Below are 9,883 nucleotides of genomic sequence, written 5' to 3' on the forward strand. Positions count from 1 at the left end.
TTTATTACCTTTGCCCCCGCTTTGCCCAGGTGGTGAAATTGGTAGACACGCCAGCTTGAGGGGCTGGTGCCCGTACGGGTGTGCAAGTTCGAGTCTTGTCCTGGGCACTTCACAGTTAACTGCTTACTGCAAAGCCCGGATGGCGGAATTGGTAGACGCGCTAGTTTCAGGGACTAGTATTCGCAAGGATGTGCAGGTTCGAGTCCTGTTCCGGGCACAATAAAAAAAAGAATTTCCTTTGTTACTGTAGGGTTTCAAAGGATTTTTTTTTGCACTGCATAAACATTGCAGAAACATTTCAGTTTAATGGCTGTTTTTTTATGTATTATGCAATATTACTGATGCTCTCACTCATGATGTGAATGCGCTTGATTTTCTTGATTATGAAAAAGGTGGCTTCTACATATTCGATAGAGCTTATGTTGATTTTTATCGATTGAATAAAATTCATCGAGAAAAGGTTTTCTTCATCGTGCGAGCAAAAAATAGTTTAAAATTCAAAAGAATGTATTCCTCTCCCGTGAACAAGCAATCCATTGTTTGCTCAGATCAAATTGGAAGACTGACTGGGTTCTATTCTTTGAAGAATTATCCTGAAAAGCTACGCAGAGTCAAATTCTACGATGAAGAAAACAAAAAATACATTGTTGTACTTACAAACAACATGGAGCTTATCTCTACTGACATTGCATTGTTGTATCGCTATCGATGGAATGTAGAAATTTTTTTCAGATGGATTAAGCAGCATCTCAAAATAAAATCTTTTTGGGGTACAACAGAAAATGCTGTCAAGATTCAAATCTATATTGCAATCATTACATACACTCTGGTGGCAATAATAAAAAGTAAACTAAATCTTGAAAAATCAATTTACGAAATATTACAGATATTAAGCTTCTCATTAATTGACAAAACACCTATTATTGAGCTGTTTACAAATCAAAATTACCAAGATGTCAAAGAACTAAATTATAATCAACTGAAGCTCTTTTAGTTTAAAGTGGACGCTATTGTATTGAAATATTTACTTTATTTGCTCCTACTTTATAAAATATAAACCTGAAGTTATTTTCTATGAAAAAATACGTTTTCAGTAAAGATACGCTGCTGGCAACAATATTTACATTTATTGTAATAGGCCTGTTGGGTTTGCTGGTAATTAACATCTCAGCATTCAATCCCTTTGTAAAGGCCTTTAAAGACTTTGATTTTATGAATATTTATTATTCGAAAATCAGAACCCATCAGGGAACGCTGGATACAAATATTGTCGTGGTTAACGTAGGACATTTAAAAAGGGATTCTATCGGTTTGATGTTACAAAAAATAAACGAACAAAGTCCGAAAATTATCGGGTTTGATATTTTTATTGCTGAACAAAAAGAAAAAAAATCTGATTCTGTTTTAAAACAAGCCCTCAAGCAAACCTCTTGCCTTGTTGTTGCAAGTGATATTAATGGCAACGGCATGGCTTAATACTTTGGTAAGTATGCAAAAGGTTATATCAATTTTAATGGTGAAAACAGCTCTTCAACTACAAGGAGCTTTTGCCCTTTTACAGACAAAAAAGGTAATACTGACACTTCTTTTACTGCAAGGATATTATCTTTCGCCGATACGGATAAATTAAAAAATCTCACAGCTCGTAAAAAACAAACCGAGTTCATTCATTTCAGAGGCGGTCACGACAAATTTAGAACTTATACCCCTGCAGAAATTTTTGACACTAACAGCGATTTAAGCCTTTTAAAAGATAAAATTATTTTAATGGGATATGCTGGCTCCTCTTTTGGCGAAGTCGTTGACCTTGAAGATGCACATTTCACACCTATGAATCCGGAGGTCAGCGGGAAATCATACCCGGATATGTATGGGGTTTATATTCACGCCAACATACTATCGATAATGCTTGCTGACGATTATATAAAAATAATGTCTCCCTGGCTGGCATGGGTGCTGGCCTTTATTCTGTGTTACCTGCACATGATAATTTTTGCATTTTACTTTAATGAAAAAACAAAATGGATGCACCTCGTTGCAAAGATCATTCAGCTTACCACGTCAGTATTACTGTTGTGGATTGAGTTTCTTGTTTTTCAATATTATAATTACAAGATAGATATGCTGCCGGCTATTGTTGCAATAATTCTTTCAGTTGACATTTTGTATTTTTATGAAGGCATTATTGCCTACCTGAAAAAGAAAACTAAAATTAAGTCTCATTTTTCAAAACATTGATAAATATGCTAAAACGAATATTTTTTCTCATCAGCTTCCTGATTTTTTTTAACCAGCTTATAGCTCAGGGATTTTTTGTGTTTGATGTAAGCGGATTCGCATATACAAAAACCAGTAAAACAGAAAAACAACTTGTCAGAAAAGATGTGATAGAATACCCCCATATTTTGGTAGTAAAAGAAAATGCCTCTGTGATACTTTTCAGGCAAAACGATGGAGTACCTGTAACTGTAAAAACATCAGGTATCTATAATTTTTCAAAATTGAACCAACTTGCCGATGATGCCAAACCAAAAGTGACTTCTTACTTTCTGGAGTACTGCAAAAAGGAAATTTTGAAAGGACATGATGAAGAAATTAACAAAGGTAAAGGCGTAGTTTCGAGAGGCAGGAGCGATAACGAATATCTTCTTCTGCCCTTGGATTCGAGCCTGATAATAAATCCATCTGTTACTTTTTGCTGGCAAAAAATTGCAGAAAACAAACCTGTGTTTTTCATAATCTTAGACAAGGATAACAAAGAAGTAATCAAAATCTTAACAAACGACACTTCTGTTACCATATTTCTTTTATCCAGTGGAATGAAATCAGGTGAGAATTATACCTGGTTAGTCACTCATGACCAAAACCTTATTGATGATATCGATAGATATTCGTTTGAAATTTGTTCTCCTGAAAATTATAACGAATTAAATGCCAGGTTAAGTGATTTTAGGAATTCTTTAAATTACGGAGAAGACTACAATGCTATTTTTTTATGCCAATTCTATGAACAAAATCATTTATATATTGAAGCTCTTGAATTATATCAATCCACGATTTTAAAATACTCTTCGAACGAAATTCTTAAAGGCAAATTTTCACAGTTTATGTTACAATCAGGGTTGTAAAGCTATTGCAAGTTTTACACTTATATCAGGGCAGTTTATTATACTATTAATTTCAGGCAAACTCAACACCTTTTATATTTAGTATATAAAAAGGTATATGTTATGTAAAAACTGATAATTAGGAAATCAACTGACATTTATAAAATAATGTCAGTTTATTTTAGCAGAAGTAATCTATAGAATAAACTAGTTCATTCAAATTATTAATAATCTTGTCTGCCTTTGGAAAATCTCTTTTAATTATAAGTTCATTAAAAAAAACAGTCTTCATACCTGATTTTTTAGCTCCGATAATATCTTTTTCATAAACATTGCCAATCATAATACACTTTTCCGGAGCAATTCCTGTTTTTTTAGAAATCGATTTGAAAAAACGCACATCAGGTTTGCTATAACCTAAATCTTTTGATGAAAAAAAATAATTAAAATATTTATCGGCCCCCAGCCTTTGCAAAGCTTTTATCATATCCTGAGTATTGGATGCTCCGGCATTGGTGGCAATAATCATAATGTATTTTTTGTAAAGAGATTTTAGTGCTTCTTCTGCTCCGGGTACCCATTCCACCTTATCCCATAAATACATGGGGCCGGGCTTCTCAGGGAAGTCGCGCATGATGGTATCTCCCCAATCGAAAACTAATGCTTGTATCATGTTTATTTGTGCGAAGATATGTTTGTGTCTGTCCACGTAACAACATCAGAATAAACTTCTTCTTTGTTTTTTTCGTTCAGCATCTCGTGCCTTCCATCAGGATATAGTTTCAATGTAACATTTGAGAAATTTTTTTCTTTCAGGAAGTTACTGAATTTTATCGGTCCTTTTGAAAAATCTCCCACACCGTCCATAGCCCCTGAAAAAATCAGTATGGGAATGTTTTTTTGTGTTTTTGAGTATAAAGACGGCTTTTGAATGTATTTCAGAACATGAAACAAATCTGTGAAAAGAGATGAGGTACAGTCATAACCACAATAAGGGTCAGATTTGTATTTTTTACAGGTTTCAGGGTTGCTGCATAACCAGTCGAATGGGGTTTGTACGGGCTTGAACCTGTTATTCAGTTTTCCTGTAGATAAAAACTCCAGCAGCCGGCTGCGGTTTCTGTGGCCTTTGAAAATAATTTGAAGTTTGGCAACGAGCAAACCAAAGTTAAGCAGCCATAAGGGTTGCCATGCTGTGCCTGATAAAATAACTGCCGATACAGTATCGGGATGCAAGTCAGTATAAGCACGGCTGTAAAAGGAACCCATACTATGCCCGAGCAATATCAGAGGCTTCCCGGGGTAAGCGTTTTGAATATGATTGTTGATAACTAACAGGTCGCTGAGAATCAATTTCCATCCATTTTTTTTAGCAATAAAGCCGGTGTTTTCAACGTTACCTGCGGTTTTTCCGTGTCCGCGGAGGTCGCCGGCAAAAACAGCGAAGCTATGATTTGTAAGATAAGAGGCAAAATCATGATAACGCCCGGCATGTTCGGCTTTGCCGTGCACTATCTGAAAAACACCTTTTACACTCGTCATGTCATCAGGTAGCCACGAATAAACAAATAATTGTATATTGTCTTCGCTACTTATTGTGAAATTATTTTGCTCCATTTTCTATGAATTCATAAATCCTATAAAAAGTAAAAGTTGTGCTGTGATGTAGGTAGACATTATCCATACATTAGCAAAGTGCAGAGGTTTTTTGAAGCTGTCGAAAGCAAGAATTGTGTCGGAAATTATAAAAAATACAGCTCCGGCAAATTGTAGTGCAAAAACTACATTCATTGTTGCTGCAAAATTGAGAAAGCAAAAATAAGCCACGGCGATAATCACTAACGTATACACCAGTAAAGGGATTTTCATTTTACGTAGGTGTTTAAATAGTTTTGCATAGATAATGAATGCCAATATCATGAATAATATTGCAGCCCATATCATAAGCTGGTTTGACTTGCTGAAGTCAATCTGATGGGTGATGATAAAAATCAGGTATAACACCTGCATGGCAAGAAAAAACACCAGCCCGAAAGTGAAAAATGCTTTTTTATGAGGCCATAAAAGAAAAACATCTCCAAGAAAAGCAAATATTAATGCTATGATAAGATAACTCTCCGCCTGGGGGGCGTTTAAGAGGTAATAAATGAGCAATAGGGGCATAAGTAAAGGTTTTGTGATATGCACCCATTTGATTTTATGTAATCCACAGCCCAGTATGTTGCCTATGGCTACACAAATGAAAATAAAAAGCAGTATAAGATTTATTACTACTTTGTAATCAGAAAATATCATGAAAAAGATTCATCCTTAATATTTGCTAAAATTATAAATTTGTATTCAATATTCATGCGCCAATGCTGAAAAAATTATTTCCTTTAGTAATTTTCTGCATTTTTCTCAGAATATCTTTATCAACAGTCATGGCACAGTTTGTTGTCATCAACGAGATATGTACCAGCCCTGCACCCGGTATTTATGGCTCTACAATAAATGCTAATTCTTTGTATAATATCATGGTTGATGAGCAGCCGCCTTATAACCGAGAATGGATTGAATTATATAATGATCACCCTTGCAATAGTGCCGATATCAGTTGTTACACACTTGCAGGGAATATGCTTCAGCAAACAACCACCGGTACTACTCCGAATTGGGGAGCTTTCACATTTCCGGCTGGCACTGTGATTCCTCCTTTAGGTTTCATTATTGTGGGAGGCAATAATTCGCAGGTGCCCTTACTGGATTTCAACCTGAACTATTACCGGCAGAATTCTTTCGGTGTTCAATATCTTGATGGTGACCCAACCAGATGGTTTCTGCGCGATGAATATGGTTGGTTGGCATTGTATGCTCCTGACGGCAGCGTTATCGATGCGGTTTACTGGGATGCTTATGGCAACCCGTCAAATATTAATTTCCAACCGGAGTATCAGCAAAATGTGGTTACTCAAACTTCATGTAGCGGAACACAATCACTTGCAGCAGCACGAAACATTCCTGACATTGAATTTCTTGGAGCATGCCAGTCAGGTACGAATGTTTCGTTTCAGCGTACCTATGATGGCTCAGATGAATGGGCTTCTGGCCCGCAGATACCAACACCTCACGTATGTAACAGCAATTGCACAGGACCGCCAATACTTACCTTTAGCGTTCAAAATACCGGTTGCCAGGGAAATGACGGAAGTATCACTATTTATATACAGGACGGGCATACAGGGCCATACACCATCAATTGGTTACAGCCGGCAGGGTTGCATTCGCCAACTATTGAAGGACTGGCTCCCGGTACGTACATAGTTCAGGTTGTAGATGCTTACGATTGTTTTATTGTTTACGATACAATAACTGTGACAGGTACTTCAAACCCGGAAGTATTTATTGACAGTGTGCTTAATGAAATGTGCAGTTATTCCAATGGCGCTATATACATTCATGCCATAGCAGGCAGCCCTCCTTATTCTTATTTGTGGACTCCGTCTAATCAAAACAGCCAAAACCTTACAGGTGTACATGCCGGAAATTATTCAGTATTGGTAACAGATATTAACGGATGCACAGCCACAGCGCAGGCAGAAATAACAAATACTCCGCCGCCTATTGTTTTTTTTGAATATATTTATCCCGATACCTGTCATAAACAAACAGGAGCTGCATCTGTAGTGGTATTAGGTGGTTTTCCTCCTTACCAATATCATTGGAGTGTTTCCGATTCTATTTATGGAACTGCTGTGTCTTGCCTGAACGAAGGAAATTATTCCTTGACAGTTACCGACAGCCTTTGCCAAGTGTTAGTTCCTTTCAATATTCCTCTTATTCCCGGGCCGGAAGCCGATTTTAAAACCTATCCCCCGGTAACAACCATTGATAATCCTTCCTTTCGTTTTGAGGATTGGTCTTTTGGAGTGATAAATGACTGGCACTGGAATTTTGGGGATGGCACCGGCAGTGATGGTAAAGATGCATTTCATACTTATGCTGATACAGGGAAATACAAAGTTGTTTTGCAAATATCTAACAAGGAGGGTTGCAAGGATACCATAAGTAAGATGATAATTGTTTTAGACAAAATAACTTTATTTATACCGAACTCTTTTACACCCAATGGTGACGGAATTAATGATTACTTTTTTGCACTTGGCCAGAATATAATGGATTATGAATTTTATTTGTATAATCGCTGGGGGGAATTAATATTTCATTCAGAAGATATTTATCAGCAATGGGATGGTAAATATAAAGGCAAGATAGTAGAAGAAAGTGTGTACAATTGGGTGGTTTTTTATACAGAAGACAGGGCGGGCATAATCAGAACCCCGAAAGCCATGAAAGGTTCACTCACCATTATAAAGTAAAGTCTTTTAAATAAAAAATTGCTTGTAAGCGTTTTTTTACGAAATTTGCAGATGTTTTCGCTTAGAACAAACCCTTAAAACTTAATATTCGGAAGTATGATTACACTAGGTTCACATGATCTCACGCTGGAAGAAATATACCGTATTGTTTTTCACAAAGAAGAAATAAACGTTAGCGAAGAATCATTGAAAAAAGTCAGCGACTGTCATGATTTTCTTAAAGAATTCAGCGAGGATAAGGTGATATACGGCATTAACACCGGTTTAGGACCCATGGCTCCGTATAAGATAGAAAAAGAAAACCGCCAGAAGTTGCAGTATAATGCTATACGCAGCCATTGCTCCGGATGTGGAGAGCCTTTGCCTGACAAATATGCCAAAGCGGCTATGTTGTCGCGCCTTAATACCCAGCTTCGTGGATATTCAGGCATACACCCTGAAGTAATCGAACTGCTTACTTTACTGATTAACAGAAATATTTCTCCAGTCATTCCCGAACATGGTGGTGTTGGAGCCAGCGGTGATCTGGTTCAATTAGCGCACCTTGCATTGATGCTTATCGGAGAAGGAGACGTCTGGTATAAAGGTAAAATCATGTCTACACATGAAGTTTTTGCGGCTGAAAAAATCAAACCCGTATCTATGCATATCAGGGAAGGTTTGTCATTGATAAACGGCACTTCTGTTATGACGGGAATCGGTGTGATAAACCTTATGAACGCATACAACCTGATGAACTGGTCAGTGTTTGCTTCATGCCTTATCAATGAAATAGTATGTTCGTTTGACGACCATTATTCTGAGGAACTGAATAAGGTGAAGCGCCACAAAGGCCAGGAAAAAATTGCCGGTTATATGAGGAATGTCCTTTCCGACAGCAAGCTGATACGCAAACGCCAGGAGCATCTTTACGGCAGGGAGTTTAAGGAAGAAATACTTGCGGATAAGGTGCAGGAGTATTATTCGTTGCGTTGTGTGCCGCAGATACTTGGGCCTGTGTACGACACCCTGGTAAACAGCGAAGAAATTCTGGTGTATGAATTTAATTCAGTGAATGACAATCCCGTGATTGACATGGAAAACGAAAACATTTTTCATGGTGGAAATTTCCACGGGGATTATGTTTCGCTGGAAATGGATAAAATAAAAACGGTTATCACAAAACTTTCCATGCTTGCCGAGCGCCAGCTGAATTATTTGCTGAACCCCCGCCTCAACGAGCTGCTTCCGCCCTTTGTCAACCTGGGCACATTGGGGTTGAATTTCGGGATGCAGGGTGTTCAATTTACGGCTACTTCAAGCGTGGCAGAAAATCAGACACTTTCATTTCCAAATTATGTGCACAGTATTTCATGCAACAACGACAATCAGGATATTGTGAGCATGGGAACCAATTCGGCGTGGATAGCCAAACGTGTGATTGGCAATACTTATGATGTCCTTGCTATCGAACTGATAACATTAATACAGGCCGTGGATTATCTGAAATATCAGGAAAGGCTTTCGGGTTTCAGCAGGCATATTTACAATAAACTCAGAGAAATTGTGCCGGCTTTTGCTGAAGACAGCACCAAATCAAAAGACATCAAGGCAATACGAAAGTTTATGCAAAACTTCCGCCTGAGGCCGGATATTAAATTGCCTTAGTTTTTTATTTTCAGGGTTATTGACGATACCGTAAATTCCTGCCCTTGTTGATTTTTACAAACTATATCTTCAACATATACTTTATCTCCGGCGTTTTGTTTGTCAACCAGGGTAGTTTGCCTTTTATTCAAGGTGTTGCCTTCTGTTTGCACTACATTGCAAAGGTCATCACCTACATTAAGTGTTACTGTAAATGAGGTAATATTATAGCCCGGAATGTCAATGCTGATGGTAGCTTCATTCAGTTCGGAGATGGTGATTTCACCACCGTTCGTTCCGTTAATCAATGCTTTAGCTCCTGCCAGTGTTGGTAAACTTGATGCGGAAGTTTGCTGAGCTATTGCTGAACCGGCAAATAAAATCAAAATGATAAGGGTTAAGGAAGAAATGATTTTTTTATAACATAAATAGTTTAAACCCGTTGTGCTATTAACATGCGAGAGCAAATTTAAGATGATTAATGGGTTTATTGTTTTGAAAATTAATAAATTGTAATCATGTAAGAGCAGCGATTTTAGAAAGGATCCGAATAGTGAGTCCAGCGAACGATTTAACATAATTACGTTTAAGCATAAACTGATCGCAGAGCTGAGAGAAAATAGTTTCTATTCTTTTTCTGAATCGTTTAAAAATAAATGGATAGTGTTCTTTGATATGCTGGTTGTTTCTATTGGGAGTTGCAAGGTTAATATTACAGGAAGTGAATAAATCTAATTGATGCGTTTTTGACAAGTAGCCTTTATCTCCTAACAAAACAAAATTGTTTAATCC

9 protein-coding genes, 2 tRNA genes and 1 pseudogene are annotated in these 9,883 nt (G+C 37.2%); 7 read left to right on the forward strand and 5 right to left on the reverse strand.

Going from position 1 to position 9,883, the window contains the following annotated elements; translation table 11 throughout:
• The first annotated feature begins 23 nt into the window (after window positions 1-23).
• The 5 genes and pseudogenes from M0R16_08195 to M0R16_08215 all read left to right on the forward strand — a co-directional run bounded on the left by M0R16_08195 (window position 24) and on the right by M0R16_08215 (window position 3,128).
• Window positions 24-107: transfer RNA gene (locus tag M0R16_08195), tRNA-Leu, on the forward strand.
• A 26-nt stretch (window positions 108-133) separates the two neighbouring features.
• Window positions 134-217: transfer RNA gene (locus M0R16_08200), tRNA-Leu, on the forward strand.
• Between the two features lie 141 nt (window positions 218-358).
• Window positions 359-994, forward strand: a complete 636-nt coding sequence (locus tag M0R16_08205) for an IS4 family transposase (protein ID MCK9612869.1) — start codon at window positions 359-361, stop codon at window positions 992-994.
• A gap of 320 nt (window positions 995-1,314) precedes the next feature.
• A pseudogene (locus M0R16_08210) lies at window positions 1,315-2,238 on the forward strand (CHASE2 domain-containing protein).
• Between the two features lie 5 nt (window positions 2,239-2,243).
• Window positions 2,244-3,128 (forward strand): hypothetical protein, encoded by an 885-nt coding sequence (locus M0R16_08215; GenBank protein MCK9612870.1) that lies wholly within the window; start codon window positions 2,244-2,246, stop codon window positions 3,126-3,128.
• Between the two features lie 160 nt (window positions 3,129-3,288).
• Here the strand turns inward: M0R16_08215 and M0R16_08220 are convergent, their stop codons facing one another.
• Genes M0R16_08220 through M0R16_08230 form a run of 3 tightly spaced genes read right to left on the reverse strand, consistent with a single transcriptional unit; the run spans window position 3,289 to window position 5,402 of the window.
• Window positions 3,289-3,780: an HAD family hydrolase gene (locus M0R16_08220; GenBank protein MCK9612871.1), complete on the reverse strand. Its 492-nt coding sequence runs from the start codon at window positions 3,778-3,780 to the stop codon at window positions 3,289-3,291.
• Between the two features lie 2 nt (window positions 3,781-3,782).
• Window positions 3,783-4,724, reverse strand: coding sequence for a lysophospholipase (locus M0R16_08225; GenBank protein ID MCK9612872.1), 942 nt, complete (start codon window positions 4,722-4,724; stop codon window positions 3,783-3,785).
• A 3-nt stretch (window positions 4,725-4,727) separates the two neighbouring features.
• Complete coding sequence (locus M0R16_08230) at window positions 4,728-5,402, reverse strand: lysoplasmalogenase (GenBank protein MCK9612873.1); 675 nt, start codon at window positions 5,400-5,402, stop codon at window positions 4,728-4,730.
• Between the two features lie 128 nt (window positions 5,403-5,530).
• Here M0R16_08230 and M0R16_08235 point away from each other — a divergent pair, with 128 nt between their 5' ends.
• Window positions 5,531-7,465: a gliding motility-associated C-terminal domain-containing protein gene (locus tag M0R16_08235; GenBank protein ID MCK9612874.1), complete on the forward strand. Its 1,935-nt coding sequence runs from the start codon at window positions 5,531-5,533 to the stop codon at window positions 7,463-7,465.
• Between the two features lie 96 nt (window positions 7,466-7,561).
• Window positions 7,562-9,112 (forward strand): aromatic amino acid ammonia-lyase, encoded by a 1,551-nt coding sequence (locus tag M0R16_08240; GenBank protein ID MCK9612875.1) that lies wholly within the window; start codon window positions 7,562-7,564, stop codon window positions 9,110-9,112.
• Here M0R16_08240 and M0R16_08245 read toward each other — a convergent pair.
• Both M0R16_08245 and M0R16_08250 read right to left on the reverse strand, forming a co-directional pair.
• Entirely contained in the window at window positions 9,109-9,477 is a 369-nt protein-coding gene (locus M0R16_08245; GenBank protein MCK9612876.1) for a hypothetical protein, read from the reverse strand. The genes M0R16_08240 and M0R16_08245 overlap by 4 nt on opposite strands.
• 130 nt (window positions 9,478-9,607) lie before the next feature.
• The coding region (locus tag M0R16_08250; protein ID MCK9612877.1) for a transposase at window positions 9,608-9,883 on the reverse strand (276 nt) is incomplete at its 5' end.

It is taken from the genome of Bacteroidales bacterium, assembly GCA_023228145.1.
Lineage (GTDB): Bacteria > Bacteroidota > Bacteroidia > Bacteroidales > CAIWKO01 > CAIWKO01.